This window comes from Coxiella endosymbiont of Ornithodoros maritimus (assembly GCF_907164965.1).
GTDB lineage: Bacteria > Pseudomonadota > Gammaproteobacteria > Coxiellales > Coxiellaceae > Coxiella.
In genome coordinates this window covers 1-21,588 of sequence record NZ_CAJRAM010000048.1, presented here as the reverse complement: position 1 = coordinate 21,588, position 21,588 = coordinate 1, and the positions used below count along the sequence as shown (strand labels likewise).

Here is a 21,588-nt window from a genome sequence, read left to right as displayed (position 1 = left end):
GGCCTAATTTTAAAAATCATTTCCGGTGAATAATAATCAATCTCTTTCGTTGACTCAAAGGTAAAATTAATCCAATTAAACTAAATAAAACAGCCGGCGAAGCCAGCGGCAATGTTGATGAGATATTTTTATTAATAACGACCATATCTAAAATAGCAGAAAATAAAAGCCGAAAAGAGCCGCTTAAAGCGGCGGCCCCGCCGGCTGTACCTCTGAAAGCAGATTGCCTATAAAAAAAGAAATCCCCATAAGAGCAAAATAATAACCATAGTTCAGTTCAGAAATACGTAATAATTGAATAATGATATAAGGTGATATTAAGCAGAAAATAAAGTGATAACTTAATCCGATTTGATACATTTTTTTCTAGGCAAAGATTCAGGCAGCGAAAAGAAAAGACTCAAAAAGGCCCATAAAGAAATTAGTAATAAAATTAAAAAAGTTGATTGCCAACCTAAATGAACATCGAGATAACTCCCGACAAAATGAGCAAACATCGGAGAGAAGGCAATGATGCCATTTAAATAGCTGTAAGTTTTTCCGCTTTTTCGCCATGGTAGCAGCCCCGCGCAATAGCAAAGCCGCAAACCATCATCTCCACCGCTCCGATGGCTTGAATAATCCGATAAACGATTAATTCTGGCAAGGAATGGGCAGTGGCGCACAGTATCGAACCGATGCTAAAAATAACTATTAAAAAAAAGCTGATGCGTCGTCGTCCATACTGATCGGAAAGGGACCCAATGACGAGCCGAATAAATCCCGCAAGTAAACATAAAGAGGCTCAAAGTAAGCTGCATTTGGCCGGCGGACACATGAAAAAGCGTCGCCATATGCGACACCGCCGGCACGTACGCATCCATAGCTAACACCAGCGCATAGCTAGTTTACGGATGCAAGGAATGAAGATGCCTTTCCCTCAGTAGAAAAAGCTGAATTTTGCCTTGATGGCGTTGGTCTATCAAGGGTCTTCTTGGTTAATTAAAGTCGGAGCTTGAAATCAGATTTCAATGAGATATCCTTAAGATCTCAACTAGGCCTTGGAAGTAAACCCATAGGAGCTATTTCAGAATCAATTCTATTAATGCCTTTTTCCGCTAGCGGCGATAATTTTGCTTGATCACCCTCTTTAATAGCAAGGCTACCATTTTTAGTTGCTGCTGTATAAAATGTTTTAGCTCTATCTAAAAATTTATATTTCGCATCTTGCTCCTTTACTGTTAAAGCAATGTTATATAGCGCGTGACCACAATTGTATACGCAATGATAATAATGACTGCTATCCTTGTTACAAATTGATTTAACTTTTTTAGTATTTCGGTTAAGGATGAAAGAATATTATTAATTTCTATTACTTTCTTAGCGCTTGCTCCCTCATTTTAAAGGGCGTGGTTGAATTTTAACTGCCTAATGTCTAAATCTACTGTTATTTTTTTCAAAAAATAACATAATTAATTCGACGCTTTTCTCATTAAAGGGAGCCTGCTGATAGGTCCAGAGTGCATTTTTAAATTCATTTTTGAAAAGATAATATTTACAAAGATTGGCATATTTTTCAGGATTTAGTTTTGCTCTTAAATAATAGGAGGCGCGTTCGCCGTGTTTATAACTTTGTCGGACTGCGCTTGAAAGATAAGAGGAGGTGGTCGTTGTTGCGCTAGTGAGAGGTTGTAGAGGTAACCACTGGGCAAATTCAGCTACCGTTTTGATGAAAAGTAAATCAAACGCGCTCCCAAACATTCCCATGCCTTCCGTCATTTTCTCATCAAGACCAACGGCTGTAAGAGCTAACTGTCGGTAATAGAGAAGGGATATAAAAATACCACTTTTTATTAGCTCCAATTGTACATCCTGTGAAACAGGTCGATTTGATAAAGCAAGAGGCGAGTTAGAGAGGTATTTTTTAAGGCCACTGGTTATAATTGACGTTGAAAAAAATGAAAAAAATTTTTTCTGTAGCAAAGCGCGACTATCAATGCCCGTCAGGTACTGAGTTAGATCAATTCCAAAATTTTTTATTTGATGAATGATCATTAAAAAGTAAATTGAATGACAGAGTCGAGTGAGCGCTTCGGATTGTAGATGAACCACTTGAAGAGTTTCTTGTTGCGTAAGGCTCTCATTAAGAATTTGTTGAACAATAGTTTGTTAATGTAATGGGTTTCCAAATAATATTGAGTCTTGCCCCTCAAACCTTGACTGTTGCTCCTCAATTAACTCTCCTAACCTTTCACCTTGTTGGAAAGAAGTCTGTTGAAGGCCTATGGTTTTCAATAATGCGTTAAAGTTTGAGGATCTCGTGAGGGATATCCTTAATGTAATTAAAATAATTAATTAGAGGTTGTTACAAGTTTATTAAAGAAATTTTAAAATCTCAAAGATTATTTTTTCATTTAAGATTTACTTAAGTAAATAGGAAAAAAGGCTGAAGAGAGTTGCTCTCACAAGCGGTAAGGACTAAAAACTTAAAACCCGTCATTCCTCCGCCAGGGGGCCCAGCGCACACGTGCGCAGCGCGCCGAAGGCGTGCCTAGACTTCCCGCCTGCCTGGGGTGAGTGAAGAAGGCTAAAATCGATAGGTGGAGTTTTTGTAAGCTTTTAAAGCCAATTACTTTGCTTTGTGATGATTCACGATAGAGAAAGGGTAGTCCACCCCGAGGTTAATTTTAGGGACTTCCAAATGTTATCCGGCATATCAGCCGGCTAATGGATGTATTTGGAGGGCACATTTGCTAATTCAGGAATCCATCTTTTGATGTATGTCCCGTTTGGATCAAATTTTTTGCTTTGTAAGATAGGGTTAAAAATTCGAAAATAAGGGGCAACGTTTGGCTCACAGTCAATTTTTATTTTTTTCCATTTAAAGTTATCAAATTGGTTTCTAAAATTGGATTTGACCATTTGAGGCAAATGCCATGATACAAATGCCATGATAAATAATAAGCAAACTTTCGCCAGATTAATTGCTGCAAGAAAACGCCCGTTGCTTCTTGTAAATTTCTATCCTGAGTGGCTGCTTGGCTAATTGCACTCCAGACTTGTCAGATACTGATTTCGCCGAAATACAGATAGGGGAAAAGATGGGACGTGGAGGAAATATCAGGGCGGTCACGGTGAGTGGGATAATTCTTAAGATTTTCTTTGGTGAATTTTTTTGAGAACAATCTGTGCGTTTTTTTCACCGGGGTTCCATTGGTCGAATCTCTGGCTCCAGTCGGGATGTTTAGGTAATAAATTCCAGGTTTCTAAGTTGTCTGATTTAATAGCTATATGTTGAGAAAACTTTTTAGGCGCAGCGAGTGTTTTTCTGGACTGTAATTAAGCCTTAATATGCTTCCAGAAAGGTATAAATATTTTATAATAAACACCTAATTTATTTTTAATTTTTTACGCTTCAGTGAGTAAAGTTGAATGATAAATCTCAACAGAAAGAGGAGGGGGACGATTTTCTAAATAAGTATCTATTTCCCTATAAGGAGGTTTATGACCTCTATTCCAATAGATTTTTTTCACTTTATACTTTTTTCACTTTATACTTCTTGTTAAGTTCTAATAATATTCTTTTAGTATCTCCCTTTTTTTAGAATTAAGGTACCAGATCGAATGAAAAAAAGTTTCATTTGCTTGACGGAGAAGAAAAACAAACTGGTAGAAATTACCGTACTTATAATGTTGTAACTAACTTAGTCCATATTGGCGCAAAACCTCAAAAGGAAGCATCCCCTATCTCACAAATCCCATTTGCTCAATCCCGAGTATTTGTCCCAGTCGATATTTTATTGTGGGCGTTGATGGCATGGTTCGAATTTGGGTATGCTTTTTTTAGCAAAGCCACTTCGGATGAATGTTTAAATGCTCCACTTTAGCGGTACCTTTATCTTCATCTAAGCAGAAGGCAGGGGGGAACTTATTTCCGACGATTTGGGAAAAGCGATTGTGCTACTTTCGTTTACGGGTGCAGGTCTTACCGTTTTGGCGGGTTCTAAATATGAAAGAGGCGCGGGAACAATCTATGCTCGCCGTAATGAATGCTCGTTCCCAATTTAGCGGGGGTCCTGCCAACTCTTTTCGGCGCGAATTTATTCTTATTTTTGATATCGTATATCGTTGGTTCCCTCGCTCCGTGGACAGGGTATCAAATGAACGGAGGCGATGGGTTGCCGATTTCTGTCCAATTAGCGAGGTGGACGATATTTTTTGGCTAAATAACTACTTATTACCTAGCAACAACGGCTCCTCGTTTTAAAAAAGCTTCTGAAGTGTTAACGTAATTATTTCATCTGTCTCCTGAGGAGAAGGCAAAAATAAGGAGCAATTTACGGAGTCGAAAGGGAATCTTTTTTTATGATTCGTACGTTTGTTAATTGTTTAAATGGAAGATGGAGCTTTTATGGGTTGGCAGGATTAATAGGCTTCTATGTATTTGGGTTCGGACCGATCCCCACGACGACGGTATTTTTCAGCGTAGCGCCAGTTTCTAGTGTTTATAATACCTTTATGACTCAAGATTTGAATGATTACGATGAAACTTTTTCACAAAAGCGGGCCACAAAAGAAAGTCCAATCCAAAGCCTGGGAGGGAAAATTCTTGTGTATGGCTCCTTTTATCTGGTTCTAGGGGCGGGTATTTATTTCGCGCACGATGATCTCTACGCCTGTTTTATATACGGGTGAAATTAAAGATCCCCAAGATAATTACAATGCTATTATTTGTCGTGCTGGGTCCAATTTTGGGCGGGTTTGCTGCGAAGCAATATTGCCGTTTACATGGGCGGCTTCGGTAAAAACGCCCTGGATAGTGTGGTTTTGAGCTTTAAAACATGGTTTGGCTTTGCTTTGCTAAAAGGGTAGGAGGATCAGGATGAAGTCTTACTGCCATTTACTTATCAAAACGAGGGTAAAGGTATTGCCAATAAAAGACACTAATATGAAGCCGATATTGGAATTATCGGCTTTGGCGAAACTGTAGAGAAGGCTTTTATTAACGCTGCTGAAGCTTTCTTTGCGATTATGCTTGAGGACTTATCGCGAGTGAAGTAAGAAGTTTCCGTCGCTATTGAATTTGAAGAAAGCGATATTGAACTCGCTTTAGTGACTTAGCTTATTTATTGGTAGCCCAAGCGCGCTTCTATAATTTAGTGTTTGCTGATTTTGAATTGACATGGGGATCGGTGGATAGAGAAAGGAAAAGGAGAAACGTGGACGGATAAAATCGTGGGGGGCGGAAGTGAAAGGAGCGGCATTAAGCATGCTATCGTTGAAGCAAGAAAAAGGCCAATGGCAAGCGAGCTGTGTGGTGGATGTGTAGACGATAATATCCATCGATGGATATTGTTGAATTAAAGAAAGTTAATAACTATTGCTGGACACTGCGAGCGTCTGCGGGTGTATCTTTGCCTATTCAATTATACAGGAGCGAGTCCTTAATCCGAGAAATGGACGATAAAGTCCTTGAACAAATTAGCAATGTGGTTCAGTTACCTGGCCTAGTGAACGCGGCGATGGCCATGCCAGACGCGCATTGGGGTTTCGATATTTCCTATGGCATCCATTGTTTACGTACCAATCTGGTTTGGGATGAGCTTAAAGGGTTTCGTGAGGCAGTGGCTGAGAAGAACTCTACCATCGCGGATTCCCCGCTGGCGTCGCGGCGTGGGGGGCTTATAAAGAGCTGACGTCTTCTCAGTTAGACGTGTAGGTATTGGTGTGGGTGGTGCTGGTTGGTCCATTAAGCGGGGTTTTGGAACTCGCGAGGATTTATCCTTTGTTGAAGAAAATGCCCAAGTGAAGGGAGTCATACCCGACAATGTTTCTGAACTTGCTAAAAAACACCAACCCATGAAATGGGTACTTTGGGTTCGGGGAATCATTAGAAGCCAGCCGTTTAGGTGTTACGCTTCCGGATCGTGAGTTGGCCTGCATTCCGATTAATTCGCCTGAAGGTCAACGATACCTTGGCAGAATGAATGCCGGCATCAACTGTGCCTTGGCGAATCGCCAATTCTTAACGCACTTAATCCGTGAAGCCTTTGGGGAAATAATTCCGAGTGTTTTTATCGAAACCTTGTACGATGTTTCTCATAACACTTGTAAGCAAGAAGAACACCTCATTAATGGCCAAAAACGTGGGCTTTATATTCACCGTAAAGGCGCTATTAGCGCTTTTGGGGTAGGGAATCCTAATTTGTGCCAACGCCTTATCGAACGGTTGGCCAGTCAGTGATTATCGGTGGGAGCATGGGGACAGGCTCCTATCTACTGGCGGGGAATCCCGAAACAGAAGAAAACCACGCTTTCGCATCAGCCAGCCACGGCGCCGGTCGATCGATGAGTCGTCATTAAGCATCTAAAAAATGGGGCGGGCGACAACTAGTGGATGATTTAGCAAGTGAGGGAATTATAATTAGCAGCCGCACAATGCGTGGGTTGCCGAAGAGACACCGGACGCTTATAAAGACGTTGATGAAGTTGTAGGATCAACTGAAAAAGCAGGGCTTGTGCGCCGTGTTGTATTTTTAAAGCCAAAGATTTGTGTGAAGGGTTAGTAGAATTTTGAAATATCAGGAGTGAAAAGAGCTCAGTGGAAAAAGGAAGTTGGGATGATGTATCAAAAAACATTAATTTTCCATACCAAGGCTCGAGGAACTATCGATATCACTGATAAAGTTATTGATATACTTCTAAGTTCGGAATGTAAAAAGGGTTTGTGCCACGTTTTTATTCAATATACAAGCGCCTCTTTGATTGTCTGTGAAAATGCTGATCGGACAGTACGAAAAGATTTAGAACAGTTCATGGGACGTTTTATCCAGGAGGGCGATAAGTTTTTTCAACACAAAGTTGAAGGGCCTGACGATATGCGGGCTCATTTGCGAACGATTTTAACGTAAACGAGCTTAACGCTTCCAATTGAAAATAATGAATTGGCTTTAGGAACATGGTAAAGGATCTATCTTTGGGAACACCGTCTAGGGGCTCATTTTCGTCGCTGAATTATGGTTACGGTCATGGGTAGCTAAAAGGGGTTGGAAGGAATTAATTACGGCTAATGTTGTCGTCGTGGCTTACTTCACTGCTTTTTTTATCAAGTGGAAAATAAACCACAATGCAGCTAAGCTAATTAAGACATAAATGGTCCGCAACAATGCTGTTACTTGCCCAAAAATACCACCAAGCATGTTGTAGTCGAATACGCCCATGAATCCTATGTTTAATCCTCCGATGATGAGCAGGATTACAGCGATCCAACCAACGACACTTAAATTTCTCATGGCTCGCCTACTACCTGATGCTTGTTAATTCCTTCTTTTTACGTTCCTCTTTTAAGTATAGGCAAACAACGAAGTTCTCTTACTTATTAATTTTAAATAAAAAATACCCCCATATGGGGGTATTAATAGGGAAGAAAAGGGTATTTATTCTTGCTCTTCTACTTCTATTTTTTTCGTTCTGGGCGGCTGAGCTTTCGGGATGGTGATTTCTAATACACCGCGTTTGCTTTTTGCTTTAATGTTTTCAGCATTGGCGGATTCAGGTAGGGTAAATTGCCGTAAAAATGCGCCTTTAGTACGCTCAACGCGTAAGTAACTTTGACTTTTTTCTTTTGCTTCCGTTTCTCTTTCCCCTTTAATCGTCAAGATATTATTTTCCATAGACACCTGAATTTTTTTAGGATCAACACCTGGTATATCTGCACAGATGAGGTAATTTTGGCCTTCATCCTTAATATCAATATGAGGAGACCATTCACTCGAAAAAGCATCCCAAAATTCGCCACCCGTCGCCCATCCAAAGGGCTCAAATAAACGGTTAATGTCTTGTTGGAGGTGGTTTAACATACTGTGAGGGTATTTTTGTACTGCTTTTGTCATTTTCGCTCTCCTTTCAGAAGGGTTAGTGTCATTATTTATTTATGGGGTATGGGAGGAAATATTTCAAGGCGGATTTTGTTGCTAATGATCCTATTTTGAGGATACCACCTAAGGAATTAAATGACCGGCTCTTTTTTAAGGGGTGGTTCAACAGACAGATGTATGTCTAATTTTTTCAAAGCCTACTAGGTTGCGCCGTCATGTCGGGATTGTACATAGGTTATTATTTCATTAAAATCCTCGGGATTATGATTGAAAACTTTCCTCCCGAACTTACTGTGGAGACGGTTCCCAAAAAAGGAGCACCAAGTTTTTCGGTGAAAAGGTTTGCTAAAAGAGCTTATTAGAAGTGAATTACATTCTTTGAAAATTTCTGCAAGATCATTATTTCTTACGATCTTATTATTTAAAAAATATCTGAGTACTGAGTCTACAGTTCTTTTGAAAAGATTTTCCTTAATCAAATAGAAGGCAGGAGGACTTAATGTGCTTAAAAATTGACCGCCTTGCGTTTTATTTTTACTGTAAGAGTTGATAAATAATAATATTGGCAGAGGAAATGCGAAATTTTTTTCATTAAGCTTGATAAAGGCAGGGCAAAAATCTTTATTGTTATCGAAGTCAAAATGCTCAAATGTGCAGTTAAGGCCAATAGGCTGTTCCTTCCAGTAGCCTGATGCGAGTAAAATTAATTTCGTAAGAGGTGGATCTAATTCTCCCAATCCCTTGCTATTATATTTTTTTCCTTCTTCAATGCAGCCCATGAGGAGGGAGATTTTGTTTAAAGTCGTAAAAAAGCGTAATACCTCATCCGTGGCAGGTCTCTTCCAATAATACTTACCCTGTATTTTAACCAGGAATTTTCTAATAAGAGGGCCAACAACTGATGGATAAGAGGTGGGAATGGGTGTATGTTTAAATAAATCGGAGACATCGTAGGTTCCTTTCCTAAATGGGTTTAATTTTCTCTTGTGAAAGATAGTAGAATGTGTCACGCTCAATAATTATGCGATCGTAGGAACGAGAATGAATAAGTCAGTGTGAATGCCTACTTTTCCTTCTGAAATTTCTGGCCGTATATAAATAAACGTTCCCTTTGCTATTCTATCCTTTGGTGGGTCTCCATTTTCTATATCTGAAACTCCTAAGTCAATAATAGAAGAATCAAAAGAAGGAATCCGCTCTTCTTTGATTTTTTTGTTTTTATATTTATCCGAATATTATATGGTTTTAAATCATAATGGACAGTGGGTTTTCCTATAGAACCTGTAGAAAGGGTATAATGGCGAAAGAGATTCAGTTGTTGCACGATATAAAAAATAAGTTCGATTCTTTGTTCAAAGGTTAATTGAAGTTTCTTTCCGGCTAATTTTGTTAATAATATTTCAAGCGATTCGCCGGGAATAAATCCTAGAAAAAGATACAATTTATTTATTTTTTAGGTGTATTGCCATCCGCCGATCTGATAATATCTGGAAAATATTTTAGCTTCTTCTATAATCCCCTCCATTGTATTATTTTTTTCTTAAGGTCAAAACTCTTTACAGCCTAGGAGAGGGTCTTTTTATTGATTTTGCCTTCCTTATCTATAGAATAAGCTCGGTATACAGACTCAAAATTACCTTCCCCTAAATAACCTCTATAATCATCTCTATCTATGGTACAGAAAAAAGAATTCTCGCGATTTTTTGCTCGGATGATCTGCCGACTCTTACGTTCTATCCACATTTCTTCTACTTTCGTATTCTACAGCTCTTTTATTACCGAAGAAAAATTAGGCGTGCTCATTCATAAAATGCTTCGGATGGAACAAAGCTAGCTTAATGACGCCACCTTAAGCTTAAGAAATTATTAAAAAGTAACTAATTAATTTTTAACGGAAAGTTGGCGCGCCCGGAGGGATTCGAACCCCCGGCCAACCGGTTCGAAGCCGGTTACTCTATCCAACTGAGCTACGGGCGCTCCTGAAGTGACTGGCATATTATCACAGGCCTCAAATGAAATCATTATTTTAATATTCTCTTAATTGCTTAATCCAATAATTAATTTGCTTTTAAGTTATAAATCAAAATTTAATCGAATTATATTGACGGTTTGATTTAGCAGCTGTTAGTGTGGGCGAACCAAAAATAAGAGTGAGGTTTCTTTATGGGTCTCCACCAACAATACAATCACACGGACAAAATCATACATATCAATATAACGGTCGAAGAGAGAGTGACCCCACCACTCTGAGAATAAATGAAGCCACCGACTTAACAGATAATAAACTACAAAATTACAATGGAATTATCGTTCATGCTGATGACAAGGACTTTCATCTTACTGTAATAGAGAATAATCCTGACAGGGGTCCCAATATTTGTGATTGGGGATCAAAAAAACGTTGGTGAGGCGATTATTTCTGGTTTTATCAACATGATATTTACGTATGTGTTTTTTGATTATGTCCTTGGTAAACGGTTGCGAGTAATCAGCGTTGATAAAAACTATATCGAGGAGGTTAGTCTTTGTGTGGGCGTAATACCCGTTATTAGTGGGATAACGTTAGCTTCTGAAGGAGCTGGGAAGCTTTGGGAGAACCCTCTCTTCCAAGGTATTTTGTATTTTAGCCGTGGTTGGGTTAATAGTTTCATGGCTTACATGTGGATTTGGTTTAAGCGATTTATGTCCGCGATTTAATGAAAAGTTCATTTCGCCTTGTCGGAAAGTTCGTTATAATAAAGAAGATTTTTATTTGCACCTAATTTTACAGGAAAATAAAGGCACATCCGCATTTTTTCTTGAAGGTCGATGCGATGGATCCAAAGAATAAAATGTTGAGTAAACGTTCTTTTGATAACTTATTTACTCAGTTACAAACACCTGAGGAAAAAACAGATTACCTCCTCGAGTCATGGTTTAATTTTATCGCTGCTAAATTTCTTTTTTAGGTGCTGGAGGCGCACCTGGTGGTTGTGGAAGGACTTGTCAAAAAAAGGATGGAATCATGTGCATAACGGAGTAGGAGATCTTCCTATATTCGCAGATTTAACGGCTATAATTAATATTGTTTTTTACACTGTTTCCGTCTTAGATTCTATTGATATCACACTGAGACTTTTTCTTTCAATGAGCTTTGCTGTCTATAATCCACAAAGTCATTGGTTTAAAAATGCAGTTCGTGTTTTGTTAGCAGGGCAATTTATATCAGTATTTTTAGTTTGGCTATTGCGTCGGTTGTGGACATGGGCGCTTTAGCGTCTTCCGTTCACGCGAATGATATTTTTGTTAAATTTATAAAACCTGTGTTTGGAAATTATGCGAATTTTATGCAAGGTTTGTTAATTATCGAGCCATAACGAGATTCTTAGTAATTTTTCTGCCACGGTTTGAAAGGTATAATAATTTTATGGATTGGCTTTTGAAATTTATTGGCACTAAAGAAACAGAGGAAACCTCACAGCCGTTTACTGGTGATGTAGGGGTACAAAAAACTCAGGTTTTAGAAATGCTCGAAAAGATTAACAAATAGGATAAAGAATATATTGTAAATATCACTGAAGAAAAATTTGCAAATGCAAAACTGCCCTATTTAGGAATAAAATTTTTTGGTTTTTCTTTAAAGGAAAAATCGGAAAAGCCGCTTCAGCCAATTGCATCAGAAGAAGTAACTGGTTCCTTTGAGGAAGAAACTAAAAGGGGTTGTTGTGCAGGAAACGGTGATAACGTTGTCCCTACTCGTCCTCGTCTCTCGACTTCTCTTTGAAAGACCGAAAACTTGTAGCGACTCCAAGTCATTGACGTCACCCATTCAATAAGGTATCTATATTAGCCCGACGGGCATTGAACTTGCGTAAATAGAAAGGGGCGTTATGGACGATCACGATCATAGCGAAGAAAGTGGCGCGCTTTTGCAAAAGATGGTACTTATCTATCATCATCACCTGACAGGCCTCGCCCTGAAATGATAGCATGGATCATTTTTTTACGGGCGTTGCTTATTATTGTTTTACTTACTTGCTGCGAGTGTATCTTAGCGTCATGGAATATGAATTACGCAGTTACTTTAACATCACTGCCAGTGGTTTCGGATTGCTCACTTCTTTTTATTATTTTGCTTATACGCCACTCCAGTTGCCTGTGGGAGTGATGGTGGATCGCATTGGGCCACGGCGATCCTTAATAATTGCTTCAATAATCGGTACCCCTGGCGTTTTCATTTTTGCTTCTTTTAAAGAGTTTGACTTCGCATTAATGGGTCGTTTATGGTGGAGTTTGGTTCCGCCTTTGCTTATGTAACGACGCTAAAGTTAGCGGCTACTTCGCTTCCTCGTAAATATTTTGGCACGGCCACTGGCGTTGTGACAGGATGCGGAATGGTGGCGGAGATTTTGACTGATATTTATTTAACTCATAGTGTGAAAATTAATGGTTTTCATTTTGTGATGTATTTCCCATTGTTTATGGGAATAGATTTAATTGTAGCGATATTATTAATTATTCGTGATAAACCCAAAGAAGAAGCAACCACGGAAATGGCGGCCATTAGTTATCGCCAATTGGGCGATTACCTCTTGGGAATTATAAAGAATCGACAAATGTGGTTTATCGGTATTGTGGGTTCCCTATTATATTTGCCTTCGTCGGTATTTTTAGATGTTTGGGCGATCCCTTACCTGCATTATGTACACCATTTGTCTCCAGAACAAGCGTCGTGGGGCGTGTCAATTGTGTTATTCGGTTGGATAATGTCAAGTTTTGGCAGTGGGGTGTTATCTAATATTTTGGGAACTCGGAAAATACCCTTGTTGATCGCTTCTTTTTTAGCAGCCATCGTGGCCAGTCTAATTTTATATTTGAATGGCTTGCCTATTTATGTGTTACATCCGTTATTATTTCTTTTTGGTATTTGTTGTGGTCCGCATCCATTATGTTTCACTTTAAGTAAAGAAAATAATCCTCATAAGATTTCAGGAACGGCTATTGCTTTTGCGAATTTCGTTATTATGATGGGCGGATTTATACTCCGCATAATCAGATTGGCATTAAGCATTATGCCAATCGGATTATCAATTGCAGGGATCGTCACTTTATTTATCAAGTAAACTTATCAAAAGAGATAAAAACTTCAGTAGTGAGCCTGTGTTATAGCAATTCTAATTTGGAGTTTGTCATTTCCCCGCTGCGCACCTAGGCGTCAACTTAAGCATAAACCCCTAATGGCTGTAAAGTTGATGCTTCTCTTTCATTCACCTTGTTCCTTTCAAAGCTTCTTAACACAAGGGGCCTCTATCATTACCCACCCGTGGTGAAGCGTGAAAAACTTAAAAACCCGTCGTCCTCCCGCGGGGGCATCTGCTGTATTAATTGAAGCATACAAAACCTTCACGGCCGAGTCGGGAGAATTCCGGCTAAAAGGCTAAGAAAAACACCGATGGTGCTTTTCTTAGCCTTTTAGCCAGGACTCCCGTGGCTTCGGCCGTGAAAGCCTTCGATTCTTTGTCTGTCGGTAGGCAGCCTACGCACGGAAACGACGAACTCTAAAATAAATAGATATTACTTTTTATGTTTTGCTTTAGTTAATAAATTCTTCGCCATTTTAGCTCTTGGATTGAGTTCGAGTGCTTTTTTAAAATAATTAACTGCTGATTTATAGTGTTTTGCATAAAAATGACATAACCCGATGTTGTAGATTGATTCAAATCTCGGCCCAAAATGCTTTTCTGATTCTAAGTAATAATGAATTGCCTTTTGATACTCATCGAGCTCGTAATACAACATACCAATGGCAAAGAAAATATCATCGCATCCTGGAACATAATAGAAATTATCAGCAATAAGGGATAGATTTTTTTTAAGGTAATGGATCATTTGTTCGTCTGCTTTATTCAACCGTTTCATTAACTCATCATGAATTTGGTAAAATAGGAGCGGATCCCACTGAGAGAAACATAAAAAAGATAACAACATTTCAAAAGAAGCTTTAGTTGCTATTTTTAAAAAATTTTCATAAAAATTAAAATAGTCTGAAGGACTAAAACCTTCGATACTATCGATTAAAAAATTTTGCGTTTCGGGTAGTTTTTCAAATTGGAAGCCGGCGGCGCAGACAACGCTAGCCAAACCTTTTCGTGGGGTCTGAATAAAAGCTTCTCCGTTCTCGCGTTTAAAATATTCTCCAATAGCATGATAATTAACCATTAGCGAAAAACTACCGTGGAAATCTAATTCGGGGTAGTCTAATTCATTAAGTTCGTCAATAGTGTTGAACCCTTTGTCGGAGGAGACTAACAGTAATTTGCCGCAACTAATTTGAATTAAATTTTGCAAGCATTTAAGTGCTCCTGAAGGAAAAAGTAATTGCGTGTTTCTTAACTGTTCTTTGTATTGATTAAGGATGTCGTCAAAAATTTTATTTGAATAATAATCATAGCGGATGGACCGTTCTGTAAATTTAATTTGTATTTTTTTCCAATTGATCTTAGCATTACTGAAAGAAGTTTTTTGTTTTGATTTTAGCGTGACTAACGATTCTTTGATTTTTTTATTTTTAATAGTAAATACGTCAGCTTTGATGCTATCAAAAATATAATTAGCGAAAACAATTAGTGGGTTGCTTAGCGAATTTGGCCGCAACTCTGTGCCGCTTTCAATCAGCGTTATGGATTGATCGTTTTCTAAATCATAGACCGCGAAATCCAATTGTTTTTTTTCAAGAAAAGGAAGAAGTATTTTTTGATTTTGCCAAAAGCTTACATTATTTTCAGTAAAATCACTCATTACATACTTGATATTAAGATGTGATAAATTCAATTGAGCTTGAATGGAACTTAGTTGCTTTAATACAAAAAAGCTAAATTGCCCACTCCCCGCTCCCAATTCTAAAATGTAAAAGGTTTTGTATCTTGATTCAGGATGTTGATTAATCCAATCCTGAATAAATCGGATGACTAATTTAGCGTAACAATTGGCAATAAAAGGATTACTCGTAATATAGAAAGGTACGTCGCTCGCCCAAGCTTCAGCCCCTTTTTGATCGTAAAAAGCTCGCTGTCCTGTCCAAAGTTGGGATTGTGATAATCGTTTTTGTTTTTCGATGTAAGTGGTTTGATTCATGATTAACCTTTTTATTTTTTAACTTCTTCCTAACCTTTTCCACAAGTGGAAGAGGGAGATTAATTTGCAGATTTTCGCCATTTTACTATAGCATTGAATCTTTTAGTTAAAAAATAAGGAACTGTCTGAGAGGGTATCTGTTGGCAATAAATTTTTCAATAGGAGCCATATTTTTTATGGCAACGATTCTCGTCGTGTAGCGAACGATGTGTGAGTAAAATAGTTAAATAAGTTAATTAAAATAAGGCAAAAATGTGCAAATAATGCAGATACTGTCCAGAAAAAAGCAGTGCCTATTTCAGGGAGCTGATGAAAATGCCGAGAAATTCCTTAGCAGCCAGAAGCCAGTAGAACCGTTTGCTTTTCCTCACCCTGTGCTTAAAATACCGCCAAAATGATCGTAAATAATAGTTGAGAGAAAGCATCGAAATTGATAAGTACAAATATAAAATAGTGTCAACGTAATATCAAAGCATAAAATCCCATTCGCTTTGTAGATAGGAACGTTCCCTTTTGGTGTGATAGGGCCCTCGAAACGTTTCCCCGCGACTATTCGTATGAGTAATAATTGAGTGATCATAAAGATACTAATAACGAACCAAGCTTCTCGGGTGCCAAAAAAAGACAGGACCCCAGATCTGATAAAGAGTGGTAAAGAGAACCTTTCTGCGTGAAAAGAACAACAGCTAGCGCTGTTAAGGAACCATTTAAAGCGACGTTCGTGTATCACATAATAATAGTGGCCGGCGGGCAGATGGTAATGAAGAAAAGTGGAAACAAAGAATAACTCAATAATCGAAAGGAACATCAAATGGTTATGAAACGAATTCCTTTAAGCAAACTCCTCCTTTCTTCATTATTCTTCTTACTTTAACATTTACCGGTTGCGCTTTCATTCATCACGGACCTCAACGCAACATGTCTAGCGCGATTTCAAAATACCACGGCTATGCTTTTAAAAATTTGGGGCCTTATTTTAAACGGACTGGGGTGAGTTATCCGCCGAAAGATATTTCACTGCTCGTATTCAAAAATTCCCATCGAGTCCAGCTATGGGCGAAAGATTGAGGCCTTTGGCGTTACATTCGTTCTTCCCCTATCTTAGCTTCAAGCGGCGGACCGGGACCTAAACTGCATGATGGGGATATCATCAAGTTCCTGAGGGTGTTTATAAAATTGCCGGCTTCAATCCGGCGAGCCGATTCGATTTATCACTAATGCTTAATTATCCCAATTCCGCTGATCGCTATTATGCAAGGTTGGATCACCGCCATGATTTGGGTGACGATATCTTTATCCATGGTAGCGATGCGTCGATCGGATGTATACCCATTGGGAATAAAGCCATTGAACAATTGTTCGTATTGGCTTATTTGGTAGGAGAGCGCTATATCAAAGTCATTATCGCTCCCGATGACTTGCGTTAGCATGCGCCAATCTATGGAGCTGTACATCCTCGCTGGTTGCCGCAGCTATACGCGCAGATTAGACAGGCACTTCAGCCTTATGGCTAAAAGGTCTTTTTTCTAAGAGGGGTGATGAGTCGTAGGTTGGGGGTGATGCGGGTTGAGCGATTGTGCAAGACGAGTTAATGCAGTTTTGCTGATTCCTTCTGCGATGGCTTTTACAAATAACGAACCGACTAAAAAACCGTTAGCGTATTGCAATGCTTGGGCGGCCATTTTTCGATTAGCGATGCCGAAACCAGTAACAATGGCTAGGCTAGTCGTTGATTTTATCTGATTCATTGTAGCGGGAAAATTTTCAGGGAGGGTGGCTCGAGCGCCAGTTATTCCAGGTCCGCAAACGTAATACAACATCCCTTCTCTATACTCATTAATTTTTTTAAACGCTTTCGTGTTCTGGAGGGTGAGATTAATAAAATTGAGGTAATTTTTGCGGCTTTGCAAGCAGTGAGATGTGGGGCTGCTTCTTCTACAGGTAAATCAACTACTAAACAACCGTCCACACCAGCCGATTTCATCTGCTGATAGATCTTATCGCCGGCCGCTAAAAGGGGATAAAATAATGGGAATTTCACTGTGTTGTCTCACTGTGTTGTCTAAACGACGTTATTAATGTTAATACGCCGCGCAAAGTAGTGCCTTGAGCTAGCGCACGGATGCTGGCTTCTTGAATCACCGGCCGGTCAGCAATAGGGTCAGAAAATGGGAGGCCAACTTCTAAAATATTAACACCGCCTTTTGCTAAAGCCAATAGACTTTCTAATGAACGCTCCAGGCTACCGTCGCCGGCTGTTAAATAAGCGACATAAGCAGGAACCTTTTTAAATTGTTGTTCAGTGCGGTTCATTATTTTTATTCTTGTGTTATAAATTATAATCCTTCAGTGCAGGAATATCTTTGCCGCCTCGTCTTGATAAATTGACGATGACAATGGCCTTTCGTAAAAATTTTTTCTTTCCTTCCTTTAATAAATAAGCTATCGAGTGAAATGATTCCAGTGCTGGAATAATGCCCTCAGTTTTTGCTAATAGATAGTTTGAATGCGGTTAATGCCTCTTTATCGCTGACGCTGGTATAAATGGCTCGACCAGTTTCAAAAAAGAAAGCATGTTGTGGTCTGATCGCTGGGTAATCCAAACCAGCTGAAATAGAGTGCGTCTTCGCAATTTGGCCATTGTCATCTTGTAAAAGATAAGTATAAGTGCCATGCAGGACACCTTTGCTTTGGTGTTTAATCCGCGCGGCATGCTCGCCCAGTTAGTTGCCTTTCCCACCGGCTTCAACGCCAATTAATCTTACGGTTAGAATCATCAATAAACGCTGAAAAAATACCGATCGCATTCGAACCGCCGCCAAGGCAGGAGATAATAGCATCGTGTTGTTTCCCCCTTTGTTCATGGCTTTGTGTTTTGGTTCCGTTAGCAATAACAGACTGAAAAAGAGCCATCATTTCAGGAAAAGGATGCGGGCCTGACGCTGACCCTAAAGAATAGTGAGTATTTTCATAACTAGCCGACCAATCACGTAATATTTCATTAACAGCGTCTTTTAATGTTTGCGATCCGACTAAAACGGAAATTAGATTGGCGCCTAATAACTTCATTCGCTCTATATTAGGAGTTTGGCGTTTCATATCCTCGACACCCATATAAATATCACAACGCAAATCAAAATAAGCACAGGCAGTTGCACTCGCCACTCCGCGCTGTGTCCCACCGGTTTCAGCAATGATGCGAGTCTTTTTCAGTTTTTTAGCCAGCAAATATTGTCCCAAGGCATTATTTATTTTTTGTGCGCCGGTATGTAATAAATCTTCACGCTTTAAAAAATACGCAGACCTTGAATAAAAGCATTCAATCGTTTAGCTTCCCTTAACAGCGTTGGACGACTCGCGTAATGTTGTAAAATGTCGTGAAAAGTGGTTTGAAAGACATTTGATTTTACAATGCACCTCATAGATTCTTGTAATTCTTGTAGGAGAGCCATTAAAGTTTCAGCGACATGGCCACCGCCAAAAGTGCCAAGGCGCCCTGCCGGATTTTTTCGGATATTTGTAATAAAAGATTGGATAAGTGCTAATTTTTTGTTGCTGTTACCATCTTCAACACCACTGGAAACGTCTATTCCATGTAGTTTTGTTAATTGAATTGTGCGGTTTACATTCGTACGAGACAGATTGCTTGCTAAAAAGTAACGGAATTTTCTAGTATAATTAAATCGATTCAGTTCGTAGGCGTGGCTACTTCCAGCAATTTTATTATCAAATAAAAGAAAATCCCTTTTGCCATCTAAATCTTTAAGGCTTCTGACGCCGTCTTTTAAAATCACCCATTTTTTATTAACAGGGAGAACATAAATGCGTTGCAATGAAGCCGGCAATAAATGATGTTCGGCTTTTGAAATAGCGCCGTGCAATTGCACGACGTCGATTTTCGTTAATTTAAAAAAAGATTTCATGACTTTGGCTGAAAATCAACGAAAACAGCTACGGGCCTGTTATAATAGCTTTTGTGAGGTTTTAAGCGATTTTATTATTTAAATAACGTTCTGATTTAGAATAGGTGATAATGCCCATAAAATTTGCTCCCATTTGGAAGGCTTTACTTGTCAACGCAGAATCTTTTATACCGCATAACTTAATTAAGGGTTATTGTGTCATTTTCTTTAATAGCTCTAATAAACTGTTGTAGGTTCTTTTATTTAACTAACGCTTCTCCCACGAGAGCGGTGTTATAATCAGCAGAAATATAACGTTTTGCATCGCCTACGGTGTGAATTCCCGATTCACCAACGCTTATGATATGATCGGGAATATAAGGTTTTAGTTTGAGCGCGTTATTTTGGTTAAGCGTAAAGATAGTTAAGTTTTGCTTGTTGACCCCGATAATTTCAGCACTAATTTCAATAGTTTGATTCAATTCTTGACGATTATGGACTTCCACTAACGTTTCAAGACTTCATTCATTCGCTTTTTGTAATAAAGTTTTTGTTGCGTCTTTTAAAATTGCTGCAATTAATAATATCGCATCGGTACTGGCGACACCAGCTTTCTCAATTTGTAGAGGGTCTAAAATAAAATCTTTGCGAAGGACAGTTACAGATCTGTCGCGTAATGCAAGGCTGACTTTCTGTAAATTGCGAATAGAACCATCAAAAGCAAGTTTATCTGTAAGGACTGGTACTGCCACAGCACCTCCTTGAAGATATTGCTTTCCCAGTGCGACTGGATCAGCAATTTAGGCTAAATGTCCTTTTGTAGTAGAACGCCGTTTAATTTCGACAATGATAGTTATAGGCGTAGAAAAAATTACTCTTTTAAGAGATTTTTTTAGTTGAAAGAGAAAAAATGTCGAAAGAGAAATTCGCTTTCAAATGTACAATCTCCTGCTTTTTACTTTTAAAGATTGCTTTTAAATAATCATGCATAAGAAACGACTCTTAATTTTTCTATATAGTTGATCACGGTTCTATTTTTAATCAGCTTGCGAGATCAATCCCTTTTTGAATGCTAAAAATAACATTCATCAAATAAAAAGTGACCTCCGCATTGAGAATAATGGTATCACTAATTCCACTTTCTTTCCCATAAAATTCCGTTAATATTAATTTTTTATTTAAAAGAGAATCCCTGACTTGAATGTCAGATAGAGTGCAATAATCCAAATTATAATTGTTTGGATCTAGTTGATAATATTTTTTGTTATTATTGTAAATTTCAATAATCTCAACAGAGCTTAAGCAATTAATTTCATGGCAGGATGATAGTCAGGCGCGTAAAAAAAAACGAACCCGCGTTCTTTTAAAACGTTTTTAGCTTCTTGAGGTGTAAGGCGAATGAGAATATTTAATGAATCTAAAAAATCGGCAGCTAGATTGAGAGAAAACCACGCGGTTGCCATGTTTAGTAACTTTAATACTATAGCTAGCAACGATCAGCAAGGCCGCTGTGGAAATAATTTATCATGTTGCCATTATCGCCGCCTGTACCGACGATATCGAGTACCGTTTCACTGGAAGGAAGCGATAGCATTTGGTTTTGCATGGTAGAAACCATACCATACAATTCATCCACAGTCTCTGGTTTGTTATGCAAAATCGCTAGAAAAGAAGCGACTTGTTTCGACGGAGCTCCATTAATAATTTCAAAGATAGCAGAGCGACATTGAACTTTTGTTAAATTTTTTGCATTAATTGATTTAAATAAGTAGTTAGCATTTCTATAATTATTCCAACGAAAGTTAAAATTCAGCACGGAAAATGCTTGTCACCGATCTTCTAAAAACTTTCTTTTGTAAGAAAGTGCTTTTAAAAAAATTAATTAAGCACCGATCCCCTTCAGGTGTTAATATCGATTCCGGATGAAATTGAATTTCGTAACTACGTTGCTAATGTTGAATAAGTTGCCTTTGATGAAATAAAGTAAAAGCTCAATTTCTCTTCGAAAAGTTACCTATGATTTTTAGCAAGTCTGAAGGAAGGTAAGAATCAATATGCTTAACCTCTCCTTCAGGAAGGGCTCGATGTTAGCTATCCGATAATTTATTCGTTCATTATTAGTCATGATGCATCCTTTCGATATTGGTCAATGGTCAGGATACCCTAAAGTTCAAACAGCGTTAGCAAATAACCCCGCCCCAAACGGTCTTTATTCATTATTTCGTTTTCCAAGGAAGTAGCTTATCGTTCTTTAAGCCGGGTATTTTCGATACAGTTTTTTTAAAGATATGGTAAGTTAAAAATCTTCTTATACGGATGATATGTGCAACAGGATAAGCATTAAAAGGAGGATTATATAATTCCACTAACCATTGAAAAGCCTGGGAAGATAGGATGAGTGCCTCTCGTCGCAAGTTAAGCAATATTGGATTACCTGGGATTTCCTACTACGTTCAAACGTAAGGAATGAATGGGATTATCTTCCATTCGAAGAACATCCATCAGTGTATAAGCAATATCTCTCATGATTGGTCTTCCTTGATGGCAGGTCTGAATAAATAATAGAGTATCAAAGAAAACTTAAAAAAACTATTAGAAGTAGCCCGTATGAAGCGCAACGGCTCCGTACACGAAGGAAAGCGATGAATTTATCTTCTGAGCAGGCGGAATTAATGGAAAGGTTTGTTTTAATTGAAGCAATTGATTATAGGGGTTGA

General features: G+C 38.6%; 18 protein-coding genes, 1 tRNA gene and 11 pseudogenes. 14 read left to right on the top strand and 16 right to left on the bottom strand.

Annotated features, from left to right (window positions below; all coding sequences use genetic code 11):
• Positions 1 to 16: 16 nt before the first annotated feature.
• From OWO34_RS05305 to OWO34_RS05295, 3 genes and pseudogenes are all read right to left on the bottom strand, one after another.
• Positions 17 to 875, bottom strand: a pseudogene (locus tag OWO34_RS05305) (MFS transporter).
• 532 nt (positions 876 to 1,407) lie between these two features.
• The gene (locus tag OWO34_RS05300; protein WP_267256795.1) at positions 1,408 to 2,091 is read right to left on the bottom strand and encodes a hypothetical protein; all 684 of its coding nucleotides are present in this window, start codon (positions 2,089 to 2,091) and stop codon (positions 1,408 to 1,410) included.
• Positions 2,092 to 2,608: 517 nt separating this feature from the next.
• Positions 2,609 to 3,580: pseudogene (locus OWO34_RS05295) on the bottom strand (FAD-binding domain-containing protein); the annotation flags it as partial.
• 40 nt (positions 3,581 to 3,620) lie between these two features.
• Here OWO34_RS05295 and OWO34_RS05290 point away from each other — a divergent pair.
• The 9 genes and pseudogenes from OWO34_RS05290 to OWO34_RS05255 all read left to right on the top strand — a co-directional run bounded on the left by OWO34_RS05290 (position 3,621) and on the right by OWO34_RS05255 (position 6,992).
• Positions 3,621 to 4,851: pseudogene (locus OWO34_RS05290) on the top strand (hypothetical protein).
• 87 nt (positions 4,852 to 4,938) lie between these two features.
• Positions 4,939 to 5,040 (top strand): archease, encoded by a 102-nt coding sequence (locus OWO34_RS05285; RefSeq protein WP_323808268.1) that lies wholly within the window; start codon positions 4,939 to 4,941, stop codon positions 5,038 to 5,040.
• Positions 5,041 to 5,248: 208 nt separating this feature from the next.
• Entirely contained in the window at positions 5,249 to 5,308 is a 60-nt protein-coding gene (locus OWO34_RS09795) for a hypothetical protein (protein ID WP_407647521.1), read from the top strand.
• A gap of 16 nt (positions 5,309 to 5,324) precedes the next feature.
• Positions 5,325 to 5,675: a hypothetical protein gene (locus tag OWO34_RS05280; protein WP_267256794.1), complete on the top strand. Its 351-nt coding sequence runs from the start codon at positions 5,325 to 5,327 to the stop codon at positions 5,673 to 5,675.
• Between the two features lie 31 nt (positions 5,676 to 5,706).
• Entirely contained in the window at positions 5,707 to 5,910 is a 204-nt protein-coding gene (locus OWO34_RS05275) for a hypothetical protein (RefSeq protein WP_267256793.1), read from the top strand.
• Between the two features lies 1 nt (position 5,911).
• Complete coding sequence (locus OWO34_RS05270) at positions 5,912 to 6,223, top strand: RtcB family protein (protein WP_267256792.1); 312 nt, start codon at positions 5,912 to 5,914, stop codon at positions 6,221 to 6,223.
• A gap of 14 nt (positions 6,224 to 6,237) precedes the next feature.
• Positions 6,238 to 6,342: an RtcB family protein gene (locus tag OWO34_RS05265; RefSeq protein WP_267256791.1), complete on the top strand. Its 105-nt coding sequence runs from the start codon at positions 6,238 to 6,240 to the stop codon at positions 6,340 to 6,342.
• An 86-nt stretch (positions 6,343 to 6,428) separates the two neighbouring features.
• Positions 6,429 to 6,545 (top strand): annotated as a pseudogene (locus OWO34_RS05260) (RtcB family protein); the annotation flags it as partial.
• 21 nt (positions 6,546 to 6,566) lie between these two features.
• A pseudogene (locus tag OWO34_RS05255) lies at positions 6,567 to 6,992 on the top strand (secondary thiamine-phosphate synthase enzyme YjbQ).
• A 72-nt stretch (positions 6,993 to 7,064) separates the two neighbouring features.
• Here the strand turns inward: OWO34_RS05255 and OWO34_RS05250 are convergent.
• The 4 genes from OWO34_RS05250 to OWO34_RS05235 form a co-directional block, all read right to left on the bottom strand.
• Entirely contained in the window at positions 7,065 to 7,271 is a 207-nt protein-coding gene (locus OWO34_RS05250; protein WP_267256790.1) for a DUF378 domain-containing protein, read from the bottom strand.
• A 144-nt stretch (positions 7,272 to 7,415) separates the two neighbouring features.
• Positions 7,416 to 7,871 (bottom strand): Hsp20/alpha crystallin family protein, encoded by a 456-nt coding sequence (locus OWO34_RS05245; protein ID WP_267256789.1) that lies wholly within the window; start codon positions 7,869 to 7,871, stop codon positions 7,416 to 7,418.
• Positions 7,872 to 8,056: 185 nt separating this feature from the next.
• Positions 8,057 to 8,866, bottom strand: coding sequence for a hypothetical protein (locus tag OWO34_RS05240; protein WP_267256788.1), 810 nt, complete (start codon positions 8,864 to 8,866; stop codon positions 8,057 to 8,059).
• Positions 8,867 to 9,756: 890 nt separating this feature from the next.
• Positions 9,757 to 9,833 (bottom strand) — tRNA-Arg (locus OWO34_RS05235).
• Positions 9,834 to 10,235: 402 nt separating this feature from the next.
• Between OWO34_RS05235 and OWO34_RS05230 the strand changes: the two genes are divergently transcribed.
• From OWO34_RS05230 to OWO34_RS05215, 4 genes and pseudogenes are all read left to right on the top strand, one after another.
• Positions 10,236 to 10,553 carry a hypothetical protein gene (locus OWO34_RS05230; RefSeq protein ID WP_267256787.1) on the top strand — a complete coding sequence of 106 codons (318 nt, stop codon included), beginning with the start codon at positions 10,236 to 10,238 and terminating at the stop codon, positions 10,551 to 10,553.
• Between the two features lie 309 nt (positions 10,554 to 10,862).
• Positions 10,863 to 11,111: a hypothetical protein gene (locus OWO34_RS05225; protein WP_267256786.1), complete on the top strand. Its 249-nt coding sequence runs from the start codon at positions 10,863 to 10,865 to the stop codon at positions 11,109 to 11,111.
• A 151-nt stretch (positions 11,112 to 11,262) separates the two neighbouring features.
• Positions 11,263 to 11,385 (top strand): hypothetical protein, encoded by a 123-nt coding sequence (locus OWO34_RS05220; protein WP_267256785.1) that lies wholly within the window; start codon positions 11,263 to 11,265, stop codon positions 11,383 to 11,385.
• A 340-nt stretch (positions 11,386 to 11,725) separates the two neighbouring features.
• Positions 11,726 to 12,958: pseudogene (locus OWO34_RS05215) on the top strand (MFS transporter).
• A 451-nt stretch (positions 12,959 to 13,409) separates the two neighbouring features.
• On the opposite strand, the gene OWO34_RS05205 reads toward OWO34_RS05215, so the two are convergent.
• Both OWO34_RS05205 and OWO34_RS05200 read right to left on the bottom strand, forming a co-directional pair.
• Positions 13,410 to 14,969, bottom strand: a complete 1,560-nt coding sequence (locus OWO34_RS05205) for a tetratricopeptide repeat protein (RefSeq protein ID WP_267256784.1) — start codon at positions 14,967 to 14,969, stop codon at positions 13,410 to 13,412.
• A gap of 59 nt (positions 14,970 to 15,028) precedes the next feature.
• Positions 15,029 to 15,761 (bottom strand): annotated as a pseudogene (locus OWO34_RS05200) (hypothetical protein).
• Positions 15,762 to 15,780: 19 nt separating this feature from the next.
• Here OWO34_RS05200 and OWO34_RS05195 point away from each other — a divergent pair.
• A pseudogene (locus OWO34_RS05195) lies at positions 15,781 to 16,483 on the top strand (L,D-transpeptidase family protein).
• Here the strand turns inward: OWO34_RS05195 and trpA are convergent.
• The 7 genes and pseudogenes from trpA to OWO34_RS09790 all read right to left on the bottom strand — a co-directional run bounded on the left by trpA (position 16,480) and on the right by OWO34_RS09790 (position 20,805).
• Positions 16,480 to 17,282, bottom strand: a pseudogene (trpA, locus tag OWO34_RS05190) (tryptophan synthase subunit alpha). The pseudogenes OWO34_RS05195 and trpA sit on opposite strands and share 4 nt — an antisense overlap.
• 16 nt (positions 17,283 to 17,298) lie before the next feature.
• A pseudogene (locus OWO34_RS05185) lies at positions 17,299 to 19,076 on the bottom strand (bifunctional phosphoribosylanthranilate isomerase/tryptophan synthase subunit beta).
• Positions 19,077 to 19,131: 55 nt separating this feature from the next.
• A pseudogene (locus OWO34_RS05180) lies at positions 19,132 to 19,861 on the bottom strand (indole-3-glycerol-phosphate synthase).
• Positions 19,862 to 19,912: 51 nt separating this feature from the next.
• Positions 19,913 to 20,149 (bottom strand): hypothetical protein, encoded by a 237-nt coding sequence (locus OWO34_RS05175; RefSeq protein ID WP_267256799.1) that lies wholly within the window; start codon positions 20,147 to 20,149, stop codon positions 19,913 to 19,915.
• Between the two features lie 20 nt (positions 20,150 to 20,169).
• The gene (locus tag OWO34_RS05170) at positions 20,170 to 20,334 is read right to left on the bottom strand and encodes a hypothetical protein (protein ID WP_267256783.1); all 165 of its coding nucleotides are present in this window, start codon (positions 20,332 to 20,334) and stop codon (positions 20,170 to 20,172) included.
• Positions 20,335 to 20,357: 23 nt separating this feature from the next.
• Entirely contained in the window at positions 20,358 to 20,687 is a 330-nt protein-coding gene (locus tag OWO34_RS05165; protein ID WP_267256782.1) for a hypothetical protein, read from the bottom strand.
• Positions 20,674 to 20,805: a hypothetical protein gene (locus OWO34_RS09790; protein WP_407647520.1), complete on the bottom strand. Its 132-nt coding sequence runs from the start codon at positions 20,803 to 20,805 to the stop codon at positions 20,674 to 20,676. Before OWO34_RS09790 ends, OWO34_RS05165 begins: the two co-directional genes overlap by 14 nt.
• Positions 20,806 to 21,588 lie beyond the last annotated feature (783 nt).

Bases quoted from the DNA above. Each gene is read 5' to 3' on its own strand.
- OWO34_RS05170 (WP_267256783.1), bottom strand. From the start codon at position 20,334: ATGGCAACCGCGTGGTTTTCTCTCAATCTAGCTGCCGATTTTTTAGAT.
- OWO34_RS05265 (WP_267256791.1), top strand. From the start codon at position 6,238: ATGGGGACAGGCTCCTATCTACTGGCGGGGAATCCCGAAACAGAAGAA.
- OWO34_RS05280 (WP_267256794.1), top strand. From the start codon at position 5,325: ATGGATATTGTTGAATTAAAGAAAGTTAATAACTATTGCTGGACACTG.
- OWO34_RS05205 (WP_267256784.1), bottom strand. From the start codon at position 14,969: ATGAATCAAACCACTTACATCGAAAAACAAAAACGATTATCACAATCC.
- OWO34_RS05250 (WP_267256790.1), bottom strand. From the start codon at position 7,271: ATGAGAAATTTAAGTGTCGTTGGTTGGATCGCTGTAATCCTGCTCATC.
- OWO34_RS05245 (WP_267256789.1), bottom strand. From the start codon at position 7,871: ATGACAAAAGCAGTACAAAAATACCCTCACAGTATGTTAAACCACCTC.
- OWO34_RS05220 (WP_267256785.1), top strand. From the start codon at position 11,263: ATGGATTGGCTTTTGAAATTTATTGGCACTAAAGAAACAGAGGAAACC.